The sequence below is a fragment of the Kitasatospora setae KM-6054 genome, from assembly GCF_000269985.1.
Taxonomy (GTDB): Bacteria; Actinomycetota; Actinomycetes; order Streptomycetales; family Streptomycetaceae; genus Kitasatospora; species Kitasatospora setae.
Window position 1 is genome coordinate 6117650 of the sequence record NC_016109.1, and the last position, 23684, is coordinate 6141333.

At 74.9% G+C, this 23684-nt stretch carries 19 protein-coding genes; 5 read left to right on the forward strand and 14 right to left on the reverse strand.

Translation table 11 applies throughout. The annotated features are described in order from the left end of the window. Positions 1–2: 2 nt before the first annotated feature. The 4 genes from KSE_RS27060 to KSE_RS27075 all read right to left on the reverse strand — a co-directional run bounded on the left by KSE_RS27060 (position 3) and on the right by KSE_RS27075 (position 6406). The gene (locus tag KSE_RS27060) at positions 3–2441 is read right to left on the reverse strand and encodes a serine/threonine-protein kinase (RefSeq protein WP_014138540.1); all 2439 of its coding nucleotides are present in this window, start codon (positions 2439–2441) and stop codon (positions 3–5) included. Next, positions 2434–3828, reverse strand: a complete 1395-nt coding sequence (locus KSE_RS27065; protein WP_231873233.1) for a hypothetical protein — start codon at positions 3826–3828, stop codon at positions 2434–2436. The genes KSE_RS27060 and KSE_RS27065 overlap by 8 nt, the downstream gene beginning before the upstream one ends. A gap of 200 nt (positions 3829–4028) precedes the next feature. Continuing rightward, positions 4029–4979 (reverse strand): glutamate ABC transporter substrate-binding protein, encoded by a 951-nt coding sequence (locus KSE_RS27070; protein ID WP_014138542.1) that lies wholly within the window; start codon positions 4977–4979, stop codon positions 4029–4031. A gap of 35 nt (positions 4980–5014) precedes the next feature. Continuing rightward, positions 5015–6406 carry a hypothetical protein gene (locus KSE_RS27075; protein ID WP_014138543.1) on the reverse strand — a complete coding sequence of 464 codons (1392 nt, stop codon included), beginning with the start codon at positions 6404–6406 and terminating at the stop codon, positions 5015–5017. Positions 6407–6623: 217 nt separating this feature from the next. Between KSE_RS27075 and KSE_RS27080 the strand changes: the two genes are divergently transcribed. The 3 genes from KSE_RS27080 to KSE_RS27090 all read left to right on the forward strand — a co-directional run bounded on the left by KSE_RS27080 (position 6624) and on the right by KSE_RS27090 (position 7942). Next, on the forward strand, positions 6624–7196 hold the full coding sequence (locus KSE_RS27080) for a nucleosidase (RefSeq protein WP_014138544.1): 573 nt from the start codon (positions 6624–6626) through the stop codon (positions 7194–7196). Positions 7197–7334: 138 nt separating this feature from the next. Next, on the forward strand, positions 7335–7685 hold the full coding sequence (locus KSE_RS27085) for a hypothetical protein (RefSeq protein WP_033259869.1): 351 nt from the start codon (positions 7335–7337) through the stop codon (positions 7683–7685). Further along, positions 7682–7942, forward strand: a complete 261-nt coding sequence (locus KSE_RS27090) for a hypothetical protein (RefSeq protein WP_014138546.1) — start codon at positions 7682–7684, stop codon at positions 7940–7942. The genes KSE_RS27085 and KSE_RS27090 overlap by 4 nt, the downstream gene beginning before the upstream one ends. Positions 7943–8068: 126 nt before the next feature. Here the strand turns inward: KSE_RS27090 and KSE_RS27095 are convergent, their stop codons facing one another. After that, entirely contained in the window at positions 8069–8692 is a 624-nt protein-coding gene (locus KSE_RS27095) for a hypothetical protein (RefSeq protein ID WP_014138547.1), read from the reverse strand. 692 nt (positions 8693–9384) lie between these two features. On the opposite strand from KSE_RS27095, the gene KSE_RS38795 reads away from it, so the two are divergent. Beyond that, complete coding sequence (locus KSE_RS38795) at positions 9385–12036, forward strand: DUF7507 domain-containing protein (protein WP_014138549.1); 2652 nt, start codon at positions 9385–9387, stop codon at positions 12034–12036. Between the two features lie 105 nt (positions 12037–12141). Here KSE_RS38795 and KSE_RS27105 read toward each other — a convergent pair whose 3' ends face one another. The 7 genes from KSE_RS27105 to KSE_RS27135 form a co-directional block, all read right to left on the reverse strand. Further along, complete coding sequence (locus KSE_RS27105; protein ID WP_014138550.1) at positions 12142–13161, reverse strand: N-acetylglucosamine kinase; 1020 nt, start codon at positions 13159–13161, stop codon at positions 12142–12144. A gap of 49 nt (positions 13162–13210) precedes the next feature. Continuing rightward, positions 13211–14500: a 6-phospho-beta-glucosidase gene (locus tag KSE_RS27110; RefSeq protein WP_014138551.1), complete on the reverse strand. Its 1290-nt coding sequence runs from the start codon at positions 14498–14500 to the stop codon at positions 13211–13213. Beyond that, positions 14500–15393 carry a carbohydrate ABC transporter permease gene (locus KSE_RS27115; protein WP_014138552.1) on the reverse strand — a complete coding sequence of 298 codons (894 nt, stop codon included), beginning with the start codon at positions 15391–15393 and terminating at the stop codon, positions 14500–14502. The genes KSE_RS27110 and KSE_RS27115 overlap by 1 nt, the downstream gene beginning before the upstream one ends. Positions 15394–15399: 6 nt before the next feature. Further along, positions 15400–16356 carry a carbohydrate ABC transporter permease gene (locus KSE_RS27120; protein ID WP_041293907.1) on the reverse strand — a complete coding sequence of 319 codons (957 nt, stop codon included), beginning with the start codon at positions 16354–16356 and terminating at the stop codon, positions 15400–15402. A gap of 1 nt (position 16357) precedes the next feature. Continuing rightward, entirely contained in the window at positions 16358–17713 is a 1356-nt protein-coding gene (locus KSE_RS27125; protein ID WP_041293976.1) for an ABC transporter substrate-binding protein, read from the reverse strand. A gap of 127 nt (positions 17714–17840) precedes the next feature. Then, positions 17841–19031: an ROK family transcriptional regulator gene (locus tag KSE_RS27130; protein WP_014138555.1), complete on the reverse strand. Its 1191-nt coding sequence runs from the start codon at positions 19029–19031 to the stop codon at positions 17841–17843. A 206-nt stretch (positions 19032–19237) separates the two neighbouring features. Beyond that, positions 19238–20068, reverse strand: coding sequence for an SDR family oxidoreductase (locus KSE_RS27135; RefSeq protein ID WP_014138556.1), 831 nt, complete (start codon positions 20066–20068; stop codon positions 19238–19240). A gap of 123 nt (positions 20069–20191) precedes the next feature. On the opposite strand from KSE_RS27135, the gene KSE_RS27140 reads away from it, so the two are divergent. Next, positions 20192–20827, forward strand: coding sequence for a TetR/AcrR family transcriptional regulator (locus tag KSE_RS27140; RefSeq protein WP_014138557.1), 636 nt, complete (start codon positions 20192–20194; stop codon positions 20825–20827). A 37-nt stretch (positions 20828–20864) separates the two neighbouring features. On the opposite strand, the gene KSE_RS27145 is transcribed toward KSE_RS27140, so the two are convergent. Both KSE_RS27145 and KSE_RS27150 read right to left on the reverse strand, forming a co-directional pair. Beyond that, a complete protein-coding gene (locus tag KSE_RS27145) occupies positions 20865–22289 on the reverse strand; it encodes a serine/threonine-protein kinase (protein WP_014138558.1) in 1425 nt (474 codons plus the stop codon). 188 nt (positions 22290–22477) lie between these two features. Continuing rightward, positions 22478–23542, reverse strand: a complete 1065-nt coding sequence (locus tag KSE_RS27150) for a mechanosensitive ion channel family protein (protein ID WP_014138559.1) — start codon at positions 23540–23542, stop codon at positions 22478–22480. Between the last annotated feature and the right edge of the window lie 142 nt (positions 23543–23684).

A 23684-nucleotide genomic window follows, 5' to 3' on the forward strand; every position in this document is an offset into this window, starting at 1 on the left:
GCTCACACCCATGTCCTGGGGCGGGCCCGGTTGGCCCGTTCCACCCACTCGATCCTCGTCTCGGCCCGGTCGGACAACCGCGCCAACATCCGGTAGGAGTGTTCCAGGGCGAGCCTCAGTTCCCGTTCCGCGGCGGGATGTCCCAGCACGGTCAGCGTGGCGGGGCGTCCGGCGGCCCCGGCGAGCACCCAGTTGAGCGCCGAGTCCAGTACCTCGACGGCGAGTTCCTCGCGCCGCCGGGCGTCCAGGGTGAGCGCCGCCAGCCGTTCGGAGCTGTCGGCGAGTTCGGCGGCCAGCGGCTCGGTGGCGGCCCGGCCGCGCAGCCGGGCGCGGACCGCGCCGATCCGGGCGGCGGTCCAGTGCGCGGAGGTCTCCGGGACGGCCTCCAGCGCGGCGACCGCGCCCGCCCGGTCGCCGTCCGCGAGCCGGACCCGGGCCAGGCCGAACGCGGCGCCGACGAAGGACCGGTCGACGCCGTTGACCAGCGCGTAGTAGCCGGCCGCGACCGGGTGGTCGCCGAGCAGTTCGGCGCAGACCGCGAGCGCCAGCTTCGGCGCGGCCTCGCCCGGGAACGCGTCGTACAGCGCCTCGAAGGACTCGGCGGCCTCCTCGGCCCGGCCCTCGGCCAGCGCGAGCAGCCCGCGGTGCCACACCACCCGCCACTCGCCGGGGTGGTCGGCCTCCAGCCCGGCCAGCACCCCGGCGGCCGCGGCCGGGTCGGCCAGCTCCAGGTGGGTGCGCAGCAGCCGCAGCCGCAGCTCGGTGGAGTCGGGGCCCCCGTCCGCCGCGAGGGCCGACAGCGCGGCCAGCGCCTCGGCGGGCGAGGCGGCGGACAGCGCGGAGAGCAGGCCCGCCTTCGGGTCGGCCGGGTCGGCGAGCGGCCCGGGCAGGGCCAGCGCGGCGGCCCGGGGGTCCGGCGCGTGCTCGGCCAACTCGGTGTCGACGATCCGCAGTTCGGGGCCGAACAGGGTGGAGGGGGCGGGCCTGGCCTGCCCGTCCTGGAGGCTCAGCACCTCGCGCAGCACGCCGGTCAGCTGCCCGGCCATCTCCTCGGCGGAGGCGAACCGGCGGGCCGGGTCCGGGTCGGTGGCGCGCACCAGCAGCCGGTGGAAGGACTCGTACCGGGCGAACACCTCCACCTCGTCCGGGCCCGGCAGTTCGTGCCGCCAGCGGTCGGTGTAGCCGCGGAAGTCGAAGGTCATCACGGCCAGCGTGCGGGCCACCGTGTACAGGTCGGAGGCGGGGGAGGGGCCGGTGGTGGCGATCTCCGGGGCCTGGTAGCCGACGGTGCCGTAGATCGGGCCGTCGTCGTCGTGCCGGCGGACCGCGCCCATGTCGATGATCTTGAGCATGTCGTCCGACTGGATCACGTTGTCCAGCTTGAAGTCGCAGTACACCAGCCCGCGGGCGTGCAGGTAGCCGAGCGCGGGCAGCGCCGCCAGCCCGTACGCCAGCGCCTGCTCGACCGGCAGCGGCTCGCGCCGGCCGTCCGGGGCGCGGCGCTCGTTCGCGATGTCCTTCAGCGACTTGCCGCCGACGTACTCCATCACGATGTAGCCGTCGGCCGCACCGGTCCTGGCGTCCGGGTGCTCGACGAAGTTGATGATCCGGACGATGTTCGGGTGGTCGACCTCGGCCAGGAACCGCCGCTCGGCGATCGCCACCGCCAGCGCGTCCTCGTCCCCGGTGTCGAGCAGGCCCTTCAGCACCACCCAGCGGTCGTTCACCCGGCGGTCCACCGCCAGGTAGATCCAGCCCAGGCCGCCGTGCGCCAGGCAGCCCATCACCTCGTACTGGCCGCCGACCAGGTCGCCGCGCGACAGCTTCGGACTGAACGAGTACGGGGTGCCGCACTTGACGCAGAAGCCCTCCGGGCGGCCCGGGCGGCCGTCCTGCTCGCGGCCCACCGGCTGCTCGCAGCGCGAGCAGAACCGCTTGTGCTCGGGCACCTGCGGGTCGGCCAGCACCGCCAGCGCCGGGTCCGGGCTCGGCACCGGGGCGATCGCCACCAGGCCCGCGCCCAGGTTGCCGCGCCGCGCGGTGCCGGTGCCGCCCTTCGCACTGCGCACCGACACCGAGCCGGAGCGGGCCGAACGGCCGGAACGGCCGGAACGGGAGCGGGTGGAGGCGGAAGCGGAAGCGGAGACAGGGGCGGAGACGGAAGCGGAGGCGGACGGCGCGGCCTGGGCCGGCGGCGCGGCGGCGGGCACGGCGGTGGCGGCGGTCAGGCCGCACTCGTCGCAGTAGCCGTCCGGGTCGATCGTCCCCGCGCAGCCCGCCCGCCCGCAGGAGCCGCCCGCCGGGACGGCCGCGCGCGGGGCCGGCACCGGCGCGGACGGGGCCGCCGCCGGGCCGCGTTCGGGGGTCAGCCCGCACTCGTCGCAGTACCCGTCGGTGTCGATCTCCCCGGTGCAGCCCGTGCGGGCGCATGCCTCAGCCATCGCTGTCCTCCCCCTGGTCGCGCAGGTCGCGCTGGTCGCCCTGCTCCGGCGGCCGGCCGTCCCGGACGGCCGGTGCCCGCTGTTCCGGTCGCGGCTGCGGTGGCCGCAGCGCCTGCTGGAAGCGCCCGACCGCCTCGGCGGCGGCCCGCAGGTCGCACGGGGCGCTCCAGAGCAGCCAGCGGGCCTTCTCGAAGCGCTCGACCACCTCCGGGTCCTCGGCCAGGCCGAGCCGGGCGGCCATCGCCTTGTACGCCTCCAGCCGGCCGCGCAGCTCGGCCCGGACGGCGAGCGGCTGGGCGACCTCGGTGAGTGCCTGCCGGGCCCGGCCGAGCTCCTTGGCGGCGGCGTCCTCCAGCGCGTCCAGCAGCGGGCCGAGCCGGTGCCACTGGCCGGTCTGCTGGAAGTCCACGGCCTGGCCGATCGCCTCGCGCAGCGCGGAGGGCGGCCCCGGCACGGGGGGCACCTCGGTCGCGGCGATCTTCGCCAGCACCTCGCCGCGCGCCCGGCGGGCCTCGCCCAGCGTCAGGTCGGCGCGCTGCAGCAGGTCGGCGACCTGCTGGAGGCGCTCGTGCGACTCGTCGCGCAGCCGCAGCAGCCCCTCCAGCTCGACCCGGACGTCGTCCAGCCGGCGCCCCATCCGGTCGAACCCGGCGGTGTCGACGGCGCCGGCCGGCGAGGTCCAGGCGCCGCCCGCGGCCTCCCGGCCGCGCTGCGCGGGCACCCGGCTGGGCCGCCAGAGCGCCAGCGGGTCGGAGACCACCAGGGTCCGCAGCGCGGTCAACTGCTCGGCCAGCTCGGCCAGGTCGTCGGCGAGCGGGTGCCCGCCGGGGCGGACCCCGACCGAGCCGGCCAGCATCTGCACCCGGCCCAGCTCGGCCAGCAGCAGGTCGATCCGGGCGGGCAGCGCCGACCAGACCGCGTCGACGGCGCTCACCACGTCGACCACCAGCGCGTACCAGCCGTTCATCCGCTCCAGCAGCTCGGCCAGCGTGACCTGCTCCACCAGCCGGGCGGGCGCGCCGAGTCCGGCGGCGGCGTCCGGCAGCCGGCCGCCGGAGACCGTCACCGAGCGGCCGGACAGCAGCTCGCTCAGCTCGGCGAGTTCGGCGGCGGTCGGCCGGTTGCGCCGGGAGCGGACCGCGCGGGCCGAGGCCAGCGCCTCCGCGTAGCGGTCGAACAGCGCCCACAGCAGCGCGACGCCGCCCTCGGCGGCCGACCAGCGCTCGCGGGTGCGCCCGGCCAGTTCGGCGCCGGTCAGCAGCCGCAGCCCCTGGTGGTCCTGGAGCGCCAGCAGCGCCGCCTCGACCGCGTCCCGCTCGGCCCCCAGCCGGGCCAGCGCGCGGTCGACTTCTTCACGGTTCAGCACCGGGCGGGTCGTTCCGGCCAACGCGGTTCCTCCTCTCGGCCACGCTCGTGGTGACGGGGCGGCGCTCCCGGGGCGGTCGTGGTGACGGCCCGTGGGCCGCCAGTCTCCCCGACGCCGGGTGCGGGGCGGACGGCGGTCCCCCGGATTCCCGTCCGCCCGCCCCCCGTTGGCGCTCCCGCCGACACCGCCGCGGCCGTTCCCGCGCTGGAGGGCGCCGGTGCTCACCACGGCCGGTACGGGTCGGGCTTCCCCATGCTGGACCGCAGCCAGCGGTCGTAACCGGCCTGCCAGCCGCCGTTGTTGCGCCAGTCGACCAGCACCTGGTTGACCCAGCCGACCAGGTCGGTGTCGCGCTGGTTCATGCCGACGCCCATGTAGGTCGGCAGGAAGGACTCGCCGGCCAGCTCCATGGTCTCGTCCTGGGCGACCATCGCGGCGGCCAGCGAGCTGTCCGACAGCGTCGCGTCGGCCTCGCCGAGCTCCATCAGCACCAGGCAGTCCAACTGGTTGTCGGGCGTGACGATCGAGGCGGCGCCGTGCGCGTTCGCCTTCAGCTCGGTGTGCGAGGAGGAGTTCAGCGCCGCGCAGACCCGCTTGCCGCCGAGCGCCTTCGCGACGCTGTCGGCGTGCGCGGTCTTCGGCGCCACCACCCGCTGGGAGACCTTGAAGTACGGGGCGGAGAAGGCGATCTGCTTCATCCGGTCGCAGGTGATGGTCATCGCGCGGACGATCAGGTCGATCGGCTGGGGCTGCTGCTGGAGCAGCTTGACCCGGTCCGCGGTGGCGATGGTCTTGAGCACCAGCTTGTTCTCGTCGCCGAGGACCGACTTGGCGACGGCGCGCGCCAGGTCGATGTCGAAGCCCTCGATCTTGCCGCTCAGCGAGTCCCGGTAGCCCCAGTTGTAGGCGCTCTGGTCGACGCCGACCACCAGGTAGCCGCGCTTGCGGATCTCCTGGATCCGCGCCCCGGCCTGCTGCGCGGGCGGCAGCGACACCCCGGTGTCGCAGTCGTCCGCGGCCGGCGCCAGACCCGGTGCCGCGCCCCCGGCCGCCGCCGGCGCGCCGCCCGGCGCGACCGCGCCGCCCGCGCCGGCGGCCGAACCGCCCGCGCCCAGCAGCCCCGCCAGCAGCGCCGCGGCGGCCAGCAGCGTCCCCGTCCTCGCCCTGCGCATCCTTCGTACCCCCGTCACCCGTCGCCCGTCGCCCGTCACCGGTACTCGGCCAGTCGGCGCCCGATGCCGCGCACCGTGCCGCCCGCCGCCAGCACGGCCAGCAGCGCCACCGCGACCGCCTGGACGGCCAGCCCGGTGTCGACCCCGTCCACGGCCGCCTCGAAGGCGGCCTGCTCGGCCCGCCCGGCCAGCTCCCACTGCCGGTCGGCGGCGTCGAACGCGGCCTGCGCGGTGTCGTCGCGGCCCGGCGCCAGGGTCTTGGCCAGCGTCTCCTCGTACTTGCCGTCCTCGTCGAGCTTCGCGGCGGCGGCGTGCCGCTGCTGCCACTCGCCGAACCAGCGCGCCGCCTCCGACAGCTGCTGCCGGGACTGCGCGGGCGGCGCGGTCAGCAGGTACGCCACCGAGCCCGGGAAGCGCCCGGAGTCCTCGTTCAGGGTCTTCGCCAGCTCGTCCCAGCGGACCCGGTACGCCTCGGTGGCGCCGCGCGAGACCAGGTTCAGGTTCTCCGCGGTGTGCGCCTGCAGCGCCTCCACCCGGACCAGGTTCAACTCGCGCAGCGGGTCGATACCCTGGAGCCGGGCCCGGTACAGGTCGTTGCCCGCCGAGGCGATCCCGCCGACCGTCCAGCCCAGCGCGACCAGCACCGCCAGCGAGGCCGCCAGCAGACCCGGGTTGAACACCCGCTTGGTGCGCCGGAACAGCAGCACCTGGTAGCGGCCCAGCGCGGCCAGCGCCGCCACCCCCAGCACCATCGCCGCCCACGGCACCGCGTCCGCCGCCTCGTAGTCCGCCCGCAGCGCGGCCGCCTCGGTGTCGGCCAGCCCCTGCGCGTTCGGCAGCACGGTCTGCCGCATGTAGTCCGAGGCGTAGCGCAGGTAGGCGCCGCCCAGCGGCAGGCCCTCCCGGTTGATCGCCCGGGCGGTCTCCACCAGGCCCGCGTAGCGCGGCAGTTGCTGCGCCAGCTCGGCCAGCCGGCGCTGCGCCTCGGCGGACGAGCCGCTGCGCGCCGCCGCCCGCGGAATCAGCCGGGACGCCGTCGCCAGGTCGTCCTGGTAGCGCTTGCGGACCTCCGGCGGCTCGGTCGCGGCCATCAGGAACCCGGCGGCGGCGGTCGCGTCGGCGTCCGCCAGCGAGCGGTACAGCTCCGCCGCGTCCTGGCTGAGCGGCTCGCTCCGGGACGCCAACTGCCGGGTGGCCGACGACCGCCCGGCCGACTGCCAGCTCGCCGCCAGACCGAACAGCAGCACCAGCGCGGCCAGCAGCGCGCCCGCCGCGCGCAGCCGGCCCGGCGGCGTCCGGGCGGCCGACCGCAGCCGGGCCAGCGGACCGGACGGCCCCGCGCCCGCGTTCGCGCCCGCGCTCGGGCCCGCAGGCGGCGCGGCGGTGGCGGGCGGCGTCAGGACGCCCCCCTCTGTCTGTCCGGCCACCGTTCCCCCTCGGCTCCACCGACCCCCGTCACCGGGCAGTATCGCCAGTCGGAGCCGCGCCCGGAACGGAGTTGGCCTGTTGTTCGCCGGGCGGTGACCGATCTGTGCCCGAGCCGGGCCGAGCCGGGCCGAGCCGAGTCGGGCCGAGCCGGGCCGAGCCGAGTCGGGCCGAGCCGGGCCCGGGGTGGGGCCGGCCCGCCCTCGTAAGCTGGGCGCCATGCACCTGACCGGAACCGTCACCCCCGACCGCCCGCTGCTCGTCGTCGCGCTGCCCGAGGAGGCCGCGTACCTCGGCGACGGCCTGCCGGTCCTGCTCACCGGCATGGGCAAGCTCAACGCCGCCGCCGCCCTGGCCACCCTGCTGGCCTCCGGCCCGCGACCGGCCGGCGTCGTCAACCTGGGCACCGCGGGCGCGCTGCGCCCCGGCCTCGGCGGCACCCACGAGGTCGGCCGGGTGCTCCAGCACGACCTGGACACCCCGCTGCTCGAACAGCTCACCGGCCGCCCGCTGGACGGCCCGATCGACCTCGGCCCGGCCGGCCCCGTCCTCGCCACCGGCGACCGCTTCGTCTCCGCCGACGCCGAGCGCGACGCCCTCGCCCGCCGCGCCGACCTGGTCGACATGGAGGGCTACGCGCTCGCCACCGTCGCCCGCCGCGCCCAGCTCCCCGTCCGCCTGGTCAAGCACGTCAGCGACGAGGCCGGCGACGACGCGGCCCGCAGCTGGCGGGAGTCCGTCGACGACTGCGCCCGGCTGCTCGCCGACTGGGCCCGCACCCACCTCGGCTGACAGTGATGACGTTCGTGGTGGCGCTGCCGGTGGGTCCGGCCCTTCGGCCGGGTTCGACGCCGGATGGCTTCCACGGGGGCGGGAGGAGCGCCTTCCGGAGCGAGTAGCCTCGCAGCAGACGAGAGAGGGAGTGCCGCCATGAGTCAGCCCGTGCACGACGGAGTCGAGCTGATCCCCCGGCCCGAGCAGAACCCGGCCGCGCTCAAAGCAGCCCTGGCCGTCGTGGCGGCGGACCGCCTCCCCGAGATGATCGACGGACAGACGAAGGCCATGGCCGAGGCCATCACCAGCGGCAGCGTCCAGCCGATCCGGGCATTCGTCGCGCACTGGGCGGCCGTGGTGGAGATCGAACGGCACCCGGTCACGGCCCGGGCCTACCACCGGGAGAACTACCTCGCCAACCACGCCGGCACCACCCAGGAGTGCAGAGAGCACGCCACCGCCGTCGCCGAGATCTACCGTGCCGCCTACACGGCGGTGAACGGATGACCTGGAGCTGGGAGTACCTGCCCAGCGAGCAGCACGTCACCGCCGGAGCTCCGGCCGACTTCCTCGCCGCGGTCGAGCAGAGGGCGGCTGAACTCGTCCGCGCGGCCGAAGCCCTCCACCTGGACGGGACCACGTACCAGGGCAGCGGCGAGCCGATGCACTACCTCGATCTCGCAGGCGGCCTCCTCGCCTACTACGTGGTCCCGCGCCTTGAGCTCGTGGTCCTGTGCCAGATCACATCACCACCAGCCCTTTGACCGCTCCCGCAGGCCCTTCGGTACACCGGCTTCGGGGAGCATCCCCCGCCGCGGGCCCGCCGGAACGCCGAGGCGCCCGCCCGGACCGCGCGGTGCGGCCGGACGGGCGCCTCGGCGCCGCGCGGGTCAGCTCTGGTACGGGTTGGCGCCCGGGGCCGGCGGGTACTGGCCCGGCGCCTGCTGCGGCGGGGCCGCCGGGTACGCCTGCTGCTGCGGCGGGTACGGCTGCTGCGGCGGCGCCGGGTAGCCCTGCTGCGGCGGGACGGGCGCCTGCTGCTGCGGGTACGGGGCCTGGCCGGGCAGCTGCGGCGCCGGGTACTGGCCGGGGACGCCCGGGGCGCCGCCGGTCAGGCCGTTGACGAAGGTGTCCATCTCGGTCCGCCAGATCCGGTGGATGTTCATCCGGGTCGGGGTCGCCTCGCCCGGGAGCTGGAACCGCAGCGAGCTCCACAGCGGGTTGCGCCGCACGTCGCTGATCGAGACCCGGGCCTGCTCCAGCGGGATCACGTACAGCACTTCCTGCGGCCGGTTGCTGATCCGGGAGGTGCGGTGGATGACGACCACCCGGTGGGTCAGCGTGACGAAGTAGTACTTGACCAGCAGCTGGCCGATCAGGCCCAGCACGCCGTTGGTCAGCCACGGGCTCGGGCCCGTGATGGTCTGGATGGTCGCGACCGGACGGTCGTTGGGCTCGATCGCGGCGATCGCGTCGGCGACCTGCTGCTGAATCGTGGACTTGACGATCGCCATCTGGCGCTGCTCCCGGCACTCCAGCGCGCGCCCCCGTGTCGGACGCGCTGTAGGCGCGCGACACTAACAACCCCGCCCGGTGGCTTCAACGGACAGAACGGGCATCCCGGGCGCCACCGCCGGATTTTCACCGAACCGATACCGGCGCCGGGAACTTGTCGGCACCGTGACGTACCGTCACCGGGGGACGGCGCCGCCGCCGGCAGCACCCGGGAGAGTGGAGCGCAGCGAGCGCACCCGGATCCACCCGGCGGCCGCCAGGTCCCGCAGCCGGTGCGTCGGTTCGGTGTCCACGCGGGCTCCCCCTCGGTCGTCGCCGCGCGGTGCCCGCGTGGCCCTCCGCCAGGTCGACGAAAGCCTGCTCCAGTGCGGCCGGCGGCTCCGCCGGCCGGTACGGCACCAGCCCCTCGCGCAGGGCGGGTTCGCCGATCCGGGCGGCCCGCGGCCCTGCCCGGTGTCACCGACCGCCGGCCCGGCTCTTCGCCAAGCTCGGTGCCCGCGACCGGGTCCACCTGGTGATCCTCGCCTACCGGGCCGGCCTGGCAGCCCCCTGACGTCCCCTGACGCCCCGTCGGCCGTCCGCCGCGCCCACCGATGGCGCACTGCCCGGGCGGGCGCGTCCCCGCTGCCTACGCTCGGGCCGCCGGTGCGGGCGGAGAGCCGGGTCGGCGGTCGGCGGCGGGAGAGGGCGGATGGCGGGACGGGTGCTGCGCGGGTTGGCGGCGGCGGTGCTGGCGGTGCTGGCGGCGGGTCCGGTGGCGGTGGCGCCGCGGGCGGCGGCGGACCCGCCGACCGGCGGGACGGTGATCGTCGACGAGACCTTCACCGGCGCCTCGGTGCCGGACCCGTCCTGGGAGCCGCTGGGCGACACCTGCCTGACCGGCGCGCCGGTCGGCAGCACGCCCGCGCCGTCCGACGCGCCGATCCCGTCCTGCCCGGCGGGTGGCACCCCGGCGGCGCCGGTGCCCGGGGTGGTGCCCGGCTACCTGCAGTTGAACGACTCGGCCGGGTTCGTCGGCGGCTCGCTGCTGTACCGCCGCCCGGTGCCGTCCTCGGCGGGCCTGTCGGTGACCTTCGAGCAGTACCAGTACGGCGGCAACCAGCAGCCCGGCGACGGCATCGGCTTCTACCTGGTGGACGGCTCGACCCCGCTGGACTCGAAGGGCGCGGACGGCGGCAGCCTCGGCTACGCGCAGCGCAACCTGAGCCCCGGCGTGGTCGGCGGCTACCTGGGCGTCGGCCTCGACATGTACGGCAACTTCTACAACGACGGCGAGCTGCGCGGCTCGGACTGCCCGACCGGGCAGCAGTCGCCGGTCAAGGTCGACGGCCCGGTCGCACCGAACGTGATCACCCTGCGCGGCCCGGGCGCCGGCATCTCCGGTTACTGCTACCTGGCCTCCACCGCCCAGCCGCCGGCCGGCGACCCGCCGCGGGCCGCGAGCACGCTGCCCGGCAGCCTGGGCACGCCGTTCGGCACCACCGACCCGGCGGCGGCCAAGCGCACCGTCAACGTGCAGATCACGCCCGCGCCGTCGCCCCGGGTGATCGTCCAGGTCGACTTCGAGGACGGCACCGGCTGGCACCAGGTGCTGGACGAGCCGGCCCCGGCCGGGCTGCCGTCCACCTACAAGTTCGGGTTCAGCGCCTCCACCGGCGGCTCCACCGACGTCCACCTGATCCGGAACGTCACCGCCTCCTCGATCCTGCCGCTGGGCGCGCTCGACCTGGTCAAGCAGGTCGACCGGACCGGGCCCCCGCTGCCCGCCGAGATCACCGCCGGGACGGTCATCCCGTACCAGTACGTGGTCACCAACGCCGGTGCGGTGCCGGTCGGTTCGCTGGAGGTCACGGACGACCGGCTGGCGCCGGTGAGCTGCCCGGCCACCACCCTGCCGCCCGCGCCCGCACCCGGCTCGACCGTGGTGTGCACCGGCAGCTACACCGTCACCGCCGCGGACGTCGCCGCCGGACAGGTCGTCAACACCGCGAACGCCACCGCGACCCCGGACATCGGCGACCGGCTGCACGCCGGGCCGTCCACCGTCACCGTGCCGCTGACCTCCTCGATGACGCTCGACAAGCGGGCCGTCACGCCCGCCCCGCACACCGTCGGCCAGGTGGTCGACTACACCTTCACCGTCACCGACACCGGCGGCTCCGCGCTCTCCACCGTCGCCGTCCGCGACCCGCTGATCACCGACCTGGCCTGCCCCGGCTCGACGCTCCAGCCCGGCGAGTCGCTGGTGTGCACCGGCAGCCACACCGTCACCGAGGCCGACCTGGCGGCCGGCTCGTTCCGCAACACCGCCACCGCCGGGGCGGTCACCCCGATCGGGCAGACCGTCACCGCCGACCCGTCGACCGCGGTCATCCCGGTGGTCGCGGTCGCCGACCTCGGCGTCACCGTCACCGCCGACCCGCAGGTGCTGCCGGTCGGCTCCACCACCACCTTCACCGTCACGCTGACCGACAACGGCCCGGCCGACGCCACCAACGCCGTGGTCGACAACCCGGTGCCCACCGGGACGACCCTGCTCACCCCCACCGCCGACGCCGGCACCGCCTACGACCCGGCCACCGGGACGTGGACGGTGCCCGCGCTGCCCGTCGGCGGATCCGTCCGGCTCACCCTGCTGGTCCGGCTGGACGCCGACGCGCCCGCCACCGACACCGCGACCGTCACCGCCGCCGACCAGGCCGACCCGGTGCGGGAGAACAACACGGCGAGCGCCACCGTCCGGCCGCTCGACGACACCGACATCGTGATCGGCAAGAGCGTCGACACCGCGCGCCAACCGGTCGGCGGCCAGGCCGTGTTCACCGTCACCGCCGCCAACGAGGGCCCCGCGCCCGCCACCGGGCTCACCGTCACCGACCTGCTGCCGGCCGGCCTGGAACTCGTCCGGGCCGACCCCGCGCCCGGCAGCTACGACGCCGCCACCGGGGTGTGGACGATCGGTGGCCTCGCCGTCGGCGACCAGGCCCGGCTCACCCTCACCGCCCGGGCCGCCGAACCCGGCACCCGGACCAACACCGCCGCGCTGACCGGGCTCGACCAGACCGACACCGACCCGTCCAACGACCGCGCGAGCGCGACCTTCACCGTCGACGCCCCCAGCCCGTCGCCGTCACCCACACCGCCGCCCAGTCCGACCCCGACCCCGACCCCGACCCCGAACCCGCAGCCGACGCCCAGCCCGACAGCCCCGACGCCCGGCCCCGAGCTGCCCGGCACCGGCCTGCGGCCCGCCACCGCGGCCGCGGGGGCCGGTGCGGTGCTGCTGCTGCTCGGCGGCGCGGTGCTGCTCGCGGCCCGGCGCTCGCGCGGCCGCCGGAGCTGACCCCGGGAGACGACGGAACCGCCGGCGGGACCGGCCGAGGCATGTGCGGTGCCTCGGCCGGTCCCGCCGGCGGTTTCCGGGTGCGCGCGGGTCCCGGAGGGGCCGTCAGGCCGCTATCGGGCGGGCCGTCGGGTACGCCTCGCGCAGGCGGCGGTGCGCCTCGGGGGCGGCGCCCAGGTGGTCCAGGCCGAGCAGGGCGGCGCCGAGGACGGGCGGGGCGACGACGACGCGGGGTTCGGCGAGGGGGGCGTCGGCGGCGAGGCGGGCGGTGAGGTTGTCGAGCAGCAGCGGCTGGCGGGAGGCCAGCACGCCGCCGCCGAGGACCACCGGGACCGGCTGCTCCAGCAGGTCGAGCCGGGTCAGCGCGATCACGGCGAGCCGGGCGACCTCGTCGGCCTGCCGGTCGATCAGGCCGAGCGCGATGGCGTCGCCCGCCTCGGCGGCGGCGAACAGCACCCGGGTGACCTCGTGCAGCCGGGTGCGGTCGATCCGGCCCAGGTGGATCGCCTCGGCGACGGCGTTGGCGCCGGCCAGGCCGAAGTGGGCGCCGATCATCGGGGAGAGCAGGGTGGGTGCGCCGCGGCCGTCCTCGGCCCGGGCGGCGTGCCACATCGACTCGTCGGCGAGTCCGCCGCCGCCGCCCCAGTCGCCGGTCAGCCGGCCGAGCGCGGGCCAGCGGGCGGTCTGCCCGTCGGGGCGCAGGCCGACGCAGTTGATGCCCGCGCCGCAGACCACGGCGACGCCGAGCGGCCCGTCGGTGCCGGCCCGCAGCAGGCCGAAGGTGTCGTTGGCGACGTACGTGGACGGCGCCCAGCCGTGGCCGGCTATCACGTCGTGCAGCTGCTGTTCCTCGATCGGCAGGTCGGCGTTGGCCAGGCAGGCGCTGACGTGGTCGGTCAGCGGCGGCCCGTCCGGCCGCAGGTCGGCGCCGACCTGCCGGGCCAGGTCGGCGACCAGCGGGGCGAGCGCGGCGACGGCCGCGGCCGGGCCGGTGACCTGCGGCTGGAAGCCGCCGCCGCGGGCGGTCGCCAGCACGCTGCCGTCGGCGCCGACCAGGGCCAGGTCGGTCTTGCTGTTGCCGGCGTCGACGGCGAGGACGCCGGGCCGGAGTGCGGTGCGGCTCATCGGCCGGTCCCCCCGTGGTGGTGCTCGATGGTGGTGCGCATGGTGCCGGTCACGCCCAGTTCAGGTGGTGGCGGTTGTGGGCGAGGAGGCGGTCGGTGAGGTGGTCGGCGAGGTCGATCTGGCCGATCAGGGGGTGGGCGAGGAGGGCGTCGAAGACGCGGTCGCGGCCGCCGTGGAGGGCGGCGTCGAGGGCGAGGTGTTCGTAGGCGGTGACGCTTGCGATCAGGCCGGCGTAGAGGGGTTCGAGGGGGCGTTGGGGCAGGGGGCGGACGCCGGTGGCGTCGACGGTGGCGGGGACCTCGATGACGGCGTCGTCGGGGAGGAAGGGCAGGATGCCGTCGTTGCGGGTGTTGACGACCTGGACGGTGGTGCGGTGGTCGGTGCCCAGCAGGGAGGCGATGAGCTGGACGGCGGCTTCGGAGTAGAAGGCGCCGCCGCGCTGGCCGAGGAGTTCGGGTTTGGTGTCGAGGGCGGGGTCGGCGTACAGCTCCAGGAGCTGCTTCTCGATGGCGGCGACCTCGGCGGCGCGGGAGCCCTTGTCCTTGAGTTCCTTGACGACCTGGTCGTGCTGGTAGAAGTAGCGCAGGTAGTAGGAGGGGACGACGCCCAGGCGCTGGATGACCGGGAGGGGGAGGTGGAGGTCGGCGGCGATGGCCTGGCCGTGTTCGGTGAGCAGTCGGGGCAGGACTTCGGTGCCGGTGGTGGCGTCGGGGGTGTCCAGGAGGGTGACGCCGCGTTCCCAGGTGAGGTGGTTGAGGCCGACGTGGTCGAGGCGGACGAGTTCGGGGGCGACGCCGAGGTGGGTGGCGAATTTGCGTTGGAAGCCGATGGCGACGTTGCACAGGCCGACGGCTTTGTGTCCGGCGGTTTGCAGGGCGCGGGTGACGATGCCGACGGGGTTGGTGAAGTCGACGATCCAGGCGTGGGGGTTGGCGGTGCGGACGCGTTCGGCGATGTCGAGGACGACGGGGACGGTGCGCAGGGCTTTGGCGAGGCCGCCGGCGCCGGTGGTCTCCTGGCCGACGCAGCCGCATTCCAGGGGCCAGGTCTCGTCCTTGTCGCGGGCGGCTTGTCCGCCGACGCGCAGTTGGAGCAGGACGGCGTCGGCGTCGTGGACGCCGGTGGTGGTGTCGGTGGTGGTGGTGACGGTGGCGTGGTGGCCTTGTTTGGCGAAGATGCGGCGGGCGAGGGCGGCGATGAGTTCGAGGCGGTCGGCGGCCGGGTCGATGAGGACGAGTTCGCCGATGGGGAGGGTGTCGCGCAGGCGCGCGAAGCCGTCGATGAGTTCGGGCGTGTAGGTGGAGGCGCCGCCGACGATGGCGAGTTTGAGTGCGGACATCAGCCCTTGACCCCTGTCAGTGTGACGCCTTCGACGAAGGCGCGTTGTGCGAGGAAGAACAGGATCATCACGGGGGCCAGGACCAGGAGGGTCGCGGCCATGGTGAGGTTCCAGTTGGTGTGGTGGGCGCCTTTGAAGGATTCCAGGCCGTAGCTGAGGGTCCAGGCGCCCGGGTTCTCGGAGGCGTAGATCTGCGGTCCGAAGTAGTCGTTCCAGCAGGAGAAGAACTGGAAGAGCGCGACGGCGGCGATGGCGGGCTTCGCCATGGGGAGGATGACGCGCAGGAGGGTGCGCAGTTCGCCGCAGCCGTCGATGCGGGCGGCTTCGACGTATTCCTTGGGGATGGTGAGGAGGAACTGGCGGAGCAGGAAGATGGAGAAGGCGTCGCCGAAGGCCATCGGGATGATCAGGGGCCACAGGGTGCCGGACAGGTGCAGTTGTTTGGCCCAGAACAGGTACATCGGGATGACGGTGACCTGGGGTGGGAGCATCATCATGGAGACGACGGCCATCAGGGCCAGGTTGCGGCCGCGGAAGCGGAAGCGGGCCAGGGCGTAGGCGACGGGCAGGCTGGAGGCGATGGTCAGCGCGGTGCCCAGGGCGGCGTAGAGCAGGGTGTTGCGCCACCAGGTGAGGAAGCCGTCGGTGTTCCACACCTTGGTGTAGTTGGACCACTGCCAGTGGTGGGGCCACAGGTCGGAGGTCAGTGCCTGGCGGTCGGTCATCACCGAGGTGAGGAACACGAACACGAACGGCAGCAGGAAGAACAGCGCGGCGGCGATCGCCAGCGAGTGCACCGCGACCCAGTTCAACACCGCCTTGCGACGGGCGGTGCGGGCGGCGGCGGAAGCCGGCACGGCCCGCTCGCGGGGGAGGGTGGAGGCGAGTGTCACGGTGGCTCAGTCCTCCGTCAGGAAGCCGGACCTGCGCCGCAGCAGGATCGAGGTGAACGCCATGGTGAGGGCGAACAGGATGAGGGCGACCACGCAGGCCGAGCCGTAGTCGTAGTGCTGGAAGCCGAGGTTGTAGACCATCTGCGGCAGCGTCCAGGTCGAGCCGTGCGGGTAGCCGGATTCGAACTGCTGGCCGGAGCCGCCGATCACGCCGGAGGCGACCTTCCCGGCCACGATCGCCTGGGTGTAGTACTGCATCGCCTGGATCACCCCGGTGACCACGGCGAACACCACGATCGGCGCGATGTTCGGCAGCGTGACGAACCGGAACCGCTGCGGGGCGCTCGCGCCGTCGAGTTCGGCCGCCTCGTACTGCTCCCGGGGGACGTCCAGCAGCGCCGCCATGAAGATCACCATCAGGTCGCCGATGCCCCACATGGCCAGCATGGTCAGGGCCGGCTTCGACCAGGACGGGTCGGTGAACCAGCCGGGCTGCGGCAGGCCGATCTCGCCCAGCAGGTGGTTGACCGGGCCGGTGCCCGGGTTGAGCAGGAAGGCGAAGGCCATCGTGGCGGCCACCGGCGGCGCCAGGTAGGGCAGGTAGAAGGCGGTGCGGAAGAACCCGCTGCCGGTCTTGACCTTCGTCACCAGCAGGCCGACGCCCAGGCCGAACGCCACCCGCAGGGTGACCATCACCGCGACCAGCCAGAGCGTGTTGCCCAGGCCCTGCCAGAACGGCGGGTACTTGGTGAAGACGAAGTCCCAGTTCCGGAAGCCGCTGAAGACCGGAGCCAGGTAGCCGTCGTAGTGGGTGAACGAGAAGTAGACGGTGGACAGCAGCGGGTAGAGGAAGAAGAACCCGAACCCGATCAGCCACGGCGAGAGGAAGGCCAGGGTCCTGGCCCGCTCCCGCCGGCGCTTGCGGCGCAGCGCCGGCGGGAGGGTGGGGATCACGGTCGTCATGTCACTTGGCCTGGTTGACGGCGTCGTCGATCTCCTTGGCGGTGGCCGTCAGGCCCGCCTTGAGGTCGCCCTGCTCGCCGGACTCCACCCGGAAGCTGAGGTTCTGGAGGGAGACCTGGTAGGCGCCGCCGTTGACGCTGGCCGGGGTGGTCGAGGAGTTCGGGTTCTTCGCGATGTCGACGAAGGTGCGGAAGTTGGGGTCGGCCTCCAGCTTCGGCGAGTCGAGGGCGGCCAGGGTGCTGGGGACGTTGTGGATGGCGTTGGCGAAGGAGACGACGGCGTCGGTGTCGGTGGTGAGGTACTTGACGAAGGTCCAGGCGGCGGTCTGCTTCCTGCTGCCGTTGGCGATGCCGACGATGGTGCCGGTCTGGTAGCCGCGCCCGTACGTGGAGGCCTGGTCGTCCGGCACCGGGAAGGGGGCGGTGGCCCACTCGAAGTCGGGCTTGTCCTCGGCGAGGGAGGCGGTGCGCCACTCGCCGTCCAGGCTCATCGCGACCTGGCCGGTGGTGAAGGGGTTCTTGGCGCTGAACTCGTCGCCGAACGAGGTCCGGTACTTCTCCAGCTTGTCGAACCCGCCGAGCCGGTCGACGAGTTGCTTCTGCCAGCCGAGCGCGGCGGCGACGGTCGGGTCGGTGGCGATGTCGGACTTGCCGTCGGGGCCGAAGTAGGTGCTGCCGTACTGGCCGAGGTAGTGCGCGATCGCGGTCTCGTAGCCGTGGTAGTTCGGCATGAAGCCGAGCTGCTTGTAGGAGTCGCCGTCGGTGACGGTCAGCTTGGCGGCGTCCTCGGCGAACTCGCCGAAGGTCCTGGGCGGCGCGGTGATGCCGGCGGCGGCGAAGGCGGTCTTGTTGTAGAAGAGGCCGTAGGCGTCGCCGAGCAGCGGCAGCGAGCACTGGTTGCCCTGGTACTGGCTGTACTTGAGCATCGCGGCGGGGAAGGTCTTGGCGGGGTCGACGCCGTCCTTGGCCAGCATCGGGGCGAGGTCGGCCCACACGTGCGAGGAGCAGAACTTGCCGACGTTGTCGGTGGAGAACGAGGAGACCACGTCGGGGGCGTCGGGGCCGCCGGCGCGCAGGGCCTGCTGGGCCTTGTCGTCGGCGATGTTGCCGACCACCTTGACGTGGATGTTGGGGTGGAGCTTCTCGAAGGCGGCGACGTTGTCGTTGATCGCCTTCACCTCGTTGTCCTGGCTCCAGCCGTGCCAGAAGGTGATCGTCACGTCCTGGCCGGACGCCGAACCGTCCTGGCCGCCACCGGAGTTGGTGCCGGTGCAGGCCGAGGCCAGCAGGGTCGCGCAGACGGCGGCGGTGATCCCGGCCAGCGAGCGGCGGCGGGCGGACGGGGCTCTGCGGGTCATGTCCACGGAAGTAGCACTCCTGGAGAGGGTACGGGGGCAGGGCGGGGCGCCCCGACGGCCCGTGTGGGGGAAGGGGAGTGTGCGAACGTGCGTCAGTGCTCGGTGTTCCGGTGCTTCGGCCGGCGTCTCAGTGGGTGCTGAACAGGACGTCCCGGGTGCTCGCCAGCGCGCGTTGCAGGGCGCCGGTCAGGACGGGCGACCCCGGCACGGTCGACAGCCGCACCTCCGGCCGCGGGATGGACATCCGGCCCAGGGCGTCCTGGACCAGCTCCCGCAGGCGTTCCCCGCCCGCGGTCGGCGTCCCCCCGGAGAGGACGACCAGCTCCGGGTCGACCACCGAGGCGATCACCGCCAGCCCGACCGCCAGCCGCTCGGCCAGCTCCGCCAGGAAGGCTTCGCCCTCGGCACTGCCCAGGGCCCTGGCCACCGCCTGCGCGGCGTCGGCGCCGCGCAGCCCGTGCTTGCGGGCCAGCGCCAGCACGGCCGGCTCGCCCGCCAGGTCCTGGAACCCGCCGGTCACCTTCCGGCGGGTGATCAACGACACCGGGGCGTCGGGCACCGGCATGTAGCCGACCTCGCCCGCACCCCCGGTGAAACCCCGGTGCAGCCGGCCCGCGATCACGATCGCCGCGCCGATGCCCTCCTCGGCCCACAGCAGCACGAAGTCCTCGCACCCCGCCGCCGCCCCGCCGGCCTGCTCCGCCACGGCGGCCAGGTTCACGTCGTTCTCGATCGACACCGGGGCGCCCAGCGCGGCCTCCAGCTCCTCCACCAGCCGCGGCGAGTGCCAGCCGGGCAGGTGCGAGGCGTAGCGGAGCTTCCCGGTCACCGGGTCCGGCGCGCCGCCGATCCCGAGCACCACCTCGCGCAGCGACTCCGGCGCCAGCCCGGCCCGGCGCACCGCCTCGGCGACCGCCTCCGCGGTGCGCGCCACGGTCTCCGCGGCCGGCCAGCCCTTGGCGGACACCCGGTGCTCGGCCAGCGTCGTCCCGGTGACGTCCGCGACCGCGACCCGCACCGTCGTGCTGGTCACATCCACGCCCGCGACGTAGCCCGCCGCCGGATTCACCTGGTACAGCTGGGCGTTGGGCCCCGGCCCGCCCGCGGTCGTCCCCACCGGCACCACCAGCCCCACCGCCTCCAACCGCGCCAGCAGCTGCGACGCGGTCGGCTTCGAGAGCCCGGTCAGGCTCCCGATCTGGGTACGGGACAGTGGGCCGTTCGCGAGCAGCAGCTCCAGCGCGGCACGATCGTTTATGGCCCGCAGCAGACTCGGCGTACCGGCCAGCGGGGATCGGGGCGTCTTTCGGGTGGTCACGTACCGATCCTCCTCTTCCTGTGCCGTTGCGGCCAACTGTTAGGAAAGTTTCCAATCATGAGCCGTGGATGTCAACGGCCCGTGACCAGTTCGTTGGACGGAAACGGAAACGGAGGCGCCGAAGGGGGACGGGAGCGGCGAAAGGGGCGGGGAGGGGCGCGCCGTTCCGCGTCCCTCCCCGCCCCTCCCCGGGCCGGTCCCCGCGGCTACGGCAGGGTCAGCGCCGTCGGCTGCCCGTCGGGCCGCATCGCCGCGTCCGTGCCGCCGTCCACGTACAGCGTCGCGCCGGTGGTGAAGCGGGCCTCGGGGCGGAGGAACTGGTGGACCCAGAACGCGATGTCCTCCGGGGTGCCGAAGACGCCCAGCGGCATCGGGGTCGGGAAGGCGTCGGCGTCCAGGTCCTCGGCGCGGCCGGTGGCACCCAGCATCAGCGGGGTGACCACCGCGCCCGGGGCGATCACGTTCAGCAGGACGCCCTCGCGGGCCCACTCCGGGCGGACCGCGGTGCGGCGGACCCAGCGGGCCAGCGCGAACTTCGAGGTGGCGTACGCCGAGATGCTGGGGGAGGCGGCGGCCAGCTCGGCCGGCACCCCCGCCTGCGCGGCGCGGGCGTGCGTACGGGCCGCGTCCTCGTCGCCGGCCAGCAGCAGGTCGGCCAGCGTCTGGTCGATCATCGGGACGGTGCTGGCCGAGTTGGAGCCGATCACCACCGCGCGGCCGGCCGCCGAGCGGGCCAGCGCGGGCCGCAGGCCGTCCAGCAGGGCGGTCGGCCCGAAGTAGTTGATCGAGGCGACCGCCCCGGCGTCCTTCAGCGAGGGGCCGACGCCGGCGACCGCGGCGACGCCGTCCAGGACGCCGCCGGACGCCTCCAGGACCGCGGCGACGGCCGCCGCGCGGCCCTCGGCGGTGCCGAGGTCGGCGATCACGTCGGCGTCCCGGAGGTCGACGCCGATGACGGTGTGGCCGGCTTCGCGCAGGACGGCGGCGGTGGCCGCCCCCATGCCGGAGGCGGAGCCGGTGACTGCGTGGATACCCATGGTGCGGGCCTTTCAGGTGCTGGGAGCGGACCGGTTCCCCCCTCCCGGCCGGGTCCACTCCTCGTCCAATCACTGATTGGATGGTAACGCGAACGAACCGCGCCGCTGTGATCCAATGGGGGCATGCCGGAAGGACCCACCCCGCCGCCCGCCGACCGGGCCCCCACCCGCGACCGGCTGCTGGACGCCGCGCTGCGGCTGTTCCTGGAGCACGGCACCGCCCAGGTCTCGCTGCGCGCCGTCAACGCCGGGGCCGGCCTGAACCCGGGCGCGGTGCACTACCACTTCGGCTCCCGCGAGGGCCTGGTCACCGCGCTGCTGGAACGCGAACTGCTCCCGCTCTGGCAGGACCGGCTGGAGGCCGCCACCGCCCGCCCGGCCCCCGGCAGCACGCCGCTCCAGCAGGTCGAGGCCCTGGTCGCGGCCGTGGTCGGCCCGTTCGAGGAACTGGTGCGCACCGAGCGCGGCCGGCTGCTGTGCCGACTGCTCGCGCAGACCGTGCTGGCCGCCGACCGCCCGCTGACCGGCTCCCCGTGGTCCGGCACCGCCCCGTTCGAGGTGGTGCTCGGCCGGGCGCTGCCCGACCTGGCGGTCCGCGAGCTCGCCGACCGCTGGCGGCTGGCCTTCACCACCCTGCTGGAGACCTACGGCCGCCCGCTGGCCGCCGGCCCGGCCGGCACCGCCCCGCACTTCCCGGCCGGGGCGACGGTGCGGGCCTTCCTCACCGCCGCGCTCAGCGCCCCGCCGGCCGACGCCTGAACGCCGTGCCGAGCGCCGCGGTACGGAACGCCCCGGCTCAGAACGCCCCGGTGATGTGCGCGTTGGCCGCGATCACGGCGGTGACCAGCACGGTCAGCAGCACGCCCAGCCCGGCGCCCAGGTAGAGCCGCAGTTGCGGCGAGCCGCCGGGCAGGGCCAGCACGCCGCCGGTGATCGCGGCGCCCGCCGAGACCGCCTCGACCGCGACCTTGGCGCCGGTCACCGACGCGGCGCTCGCGGGCGTCTCGCCCACCAGGTAGCTGAGCAGGACGTACGCGGTCACCGCCAGGCCGAGGCCGAGCATCGCGAAGCCGCCGACGATCCGCAGCAGCACCGGGGAGCCGCTCTCCGGGAGCTCCTCCCCGACCCCGAACGGGTCCAGCGCGGCGTCCTCGGTCACCGCCGCGTACCCGGGCGGGCCGTACGCGGGCGGGGCGTAAGCGGGCGGCGGGTAGGCGGGCGGGGCGTAGGCGGGCGGCCCGTACGAGGGGGACGGCGGGCCGAACGCGGGCGGCGGCGCGGGGGAGCGGTCCAGCGCGGTCGGCACCGGGCCGGGGCCCGGCGGCACGGCCGGGACGGCCGGGACGGCCGGGACGACCGGCGGGGCGGGCTGCGGCGGTACGGCGCCCGCGGCCGCCGCGCTCGCTTCGTGCAGTGCGCGCAGTGCGGCCTCGGCGGTGGGCCGGGCGGCCGGGTCCTTGGCGAGCAGCCGTCCGACCACGTCGGCCAGCGGCGCCGGACCGGGCAGCGGTTCGGGGTGGTGGGCGAAGACCGCCAGCACCGAGTCGGAGACGCTGTCGCGGCGGAACGGCGAGTGGCCGGTGGCCGCGTGGTAGAGCGTCACCCCGCAGGAGAACAGGTCGCCGGCCGGGGCGGCCTCGCGGCCCTCGGCGCGCTCGGGGGCGATGTACTCGAAGGAGCCGACGACCATCCCGGCGGCGGTCAGCGCGGTGTCCGAGGCGTGCACGGCGATGCCGAAGTCGGTGAGCAGCACCCGCCCGTCGTCGGCGAGCAGCACGTTGGCGGGTTTGACGTCCCGGTGCACGATCCCGGCGGCGTGCGCGGCGGCCAGCGCGCCGAGCACGGCGTCGCCGATCGCGGCCAGCCGGGGCGCCGGGATCGCGCCGACGGCACGGATCTCGTCGTCCAGGGTGCGGCCGGTGACCAGTTCCATCACGATCCACGGCACGCCCTGGTCGAGCACCACGTCGTGCACGGCCACCACGTTGGGGTGGTTGCGCAGCCGGGCGGCGTGCCGGGCCTCGCGTTCGGCGCGGGCCGCGTTGGCGGCCGAGGCTTCGCTCGGGCCGCCCTGCGGGAGCAGCACCTCCTTGACGGCGACCTCGACCCGCAGCCGCTCGTCCACGGCCTTCCAGACCCGGCCGAACCCGCCGGCGCCGAGCTGTTCGACCAGCCGGTACCGCTCGCCGACCAGTGCGCCGGCGTAGCCCCCCTGCGACATGCTTCCCCCTCGTCCGCACCGTGCGACGCCAGAGGATCCCACACGTCGGCCGCCGGGAGAACCCGAGGGCGGTCATGACGCCCCGGAACCCACGCCGACGCCCACGCCCACCCCGACCCCGGCCCCGACCCCGGCCCCGGGGGGGAAGCGTCCCCCGGGGCCCCGGCCCGTCCGCGCGGGCGCCGCGGCTACGGGAGCGCTATCGGCTTCGCGGCCAGCGAGCGCGCCGAGCTGGGGTCGGCCAGCGCGGACGGCGGCAGCACCTCGGGGGCGGTGGCCTGGGCCGGGACGGTCGCGGCGGCCTCCTCCTTGAGCTTGACGCCGGCCAGGTCGAAGGCGGCCTTCAGGCGCAGCCGCAGCGCGCGCGCGACCTGGGCGGACTTGCCGGGCGTGCAGCGGGCCTCGATCCGCAGCTGGACGGAGTCGACGGCCACCGCCTCGACGCCGAGCACCTTGACCCGGCCCCAGATCAGCTCGTCGTACGGGCTCTCCTTGGCGAGCTGCTCGGCGGCCTCGGTGATCAGCAGCTCGACCCGCTCCAGGTCCTCCTTGTAGCCGATCTGGACGTCCACCGTGGCGGTGCCCCAGCCCTGGCTCATGTTGGCGATCCGCTTGACCTCGCCGTTGCGGATGTACCAGATCTCGCCGGTCGCGCCGCGCAGCTTGGTGACCCGCAGGCCGACCTCCAGGACGGTGCCGGTGGCGACGCCGGTGTCGATCTCGTCGCCGACGCCGTACTGGTCCTCCATGATCATGAAGACGCCGGAGAGGAAGTCGGTGACCAGGTTGCGGGCGCCGAAGCCGATCGCCACACCGGCCACACCGGCGGAGGCCAGCAGCGGGGCCAGGTCGACGCCGAGCACCGACAGCGCCATCAGCGAGGCGGTGCCCAGGATGCTGAAGGACGCCACCGAGCGCAGCACCGAGCCGATCGCCTCGGAACGCTGCTGGCGCCGCTCGGTGTTGACCACGCCGCTGTTGGCCAGCAGCCCGCCGAGCACCCCGTGGTCGTCGCCGCCGTCGGCCGGGCGGGCCATCCGGGAGACCAGCTTGTCGATCACCTTGCGGACCACCGCCCGCAGCACCAGTGCCAGGCCCAGGATCAGCACGATCCGCAGCCCGGAGACCAGCCAGCCCTGCCAGTTGTCGTCCAGCCAGCCGGCCGCCTGCCGGGTGGTGTCGGTCACATCGGCGGCCGAGGTGGGCAGGGTGAACGTCGGGACGGTGCTGTCGGCAGCGGAATCGTCGAGCATCGCCCCACTGTAGCGAGCCCGTTCACCCGCCCGGCCGGGGCCCGTTCACTCGCCCGGCCGGGGCCCGTTCACCCGCCCGACCGGGGCCCGTTCACCCGTCCGACCAGGGTCCGTTCACCCGCCCGGACCGCCCCGGCCGCCG

Coding starts and splice junctions, on each gene's coding strand:
- KSE_RS27060 (WP_014138540.1), bottom strand. CDS start 2,441: ATGGCTGAGGCATGCGCCCGCACGGGCTGCACCGGGGAGATCGACACC.
- KSE_RS27070 (WP_014138542.1), bottom strand. CDS start 4,979: ATGCGCAGGGCGAGGACGGGGACGCTGCTGGCCGCCGCGGCGCTGCTG.
- KSE_RS27080 (WP_014138544.1), top strand. CDS start 6,624: ATGCACCTGACCGGAACCGTCACCCCCGACCGCCCGCTGCTCGTCGTC.
- KSE_RS27085 (WP_033259869.1), top strand. CDS start 7,335: ATGAGTCAGCCCGTGCACGACGGAGTCGAGCTGATCCCCCGGCCCGAG.
- KSE_RS27090 (WP_014138546.1), top strand. CDS start 7,682: ATGACCTGGAGCTGGGAGTACCTGCCCAGCGAGCAGCACGTCACCGCC.
- KSE_RS27095 (WP_014138547.1), bottom strand. CDS start 8,692: ATGGCGATCGTCAAGTCCACGATTCAGCAGCAGGTCGCCGACGCGATC.
- KSE_RS38795 (WP_014138549.1), top strand. CDS start 9,385: ATGGCGGGACGGGTGCTGCGCGGGTTGGCGGCGGCGGTGCTGGCGGTG.
- KSE_RS27105 (WP_014138550.1), bottom strand. CDS start 13,161: ATGAGCCGCACCGCACTCCGGCCCGGCGTCCTCGCCGTCGACGCCGGC.
- KSE_RS27110 (WP_014138551.1), bottom strand. CDS start 14,500: ATGTCCGCACTCAAACTCGCCATCGTCGGCGGCGCCTCCACCTACACG.
- KSE_RS27120 (WP_041293907.1), bottom strand. CDS start 16,356: ATGACGACCGTGATCCCCACCCTCCCGCCGGCGCTGCGCCGCAAGCGC.
- KSE_RS27125 (WP_041293976.1), bottom strand. CDS start 17,713: ATGACCCGCAGAGCCCCGTCCGCCCGCCGCCGCTCGCTGGCCGGGATC.
- KSE_RS27135 (WP_014138556.1), bottom strand. CDS start 20,068: ATGGGTATCCACGCAGTCACCGGCTCCGCCTCCGGCATGGGGGCGGCC.
- KSE_RS27140 (WP_014138557.1), top strand. CDS start 20,192: ATGCCGGAAGGACCCACCCCGCCGCCCGCCGACCGGGCCCCCACCCGC.
- KSE_RS27145 (WP_014138558.1), bottom strand. CDS start 22,289: ATGTCGCAGGGGGGCTACGCCGGCGCACTGGTCGGCGAGCGGTACCGG.
- KSE_RS27150 (WP_014138559.1), bottom strand. CDS start 23,542: ATGCTCGACGATTCCGCTGCCGACAGCACCGTCCCGACGTTCACCCTG.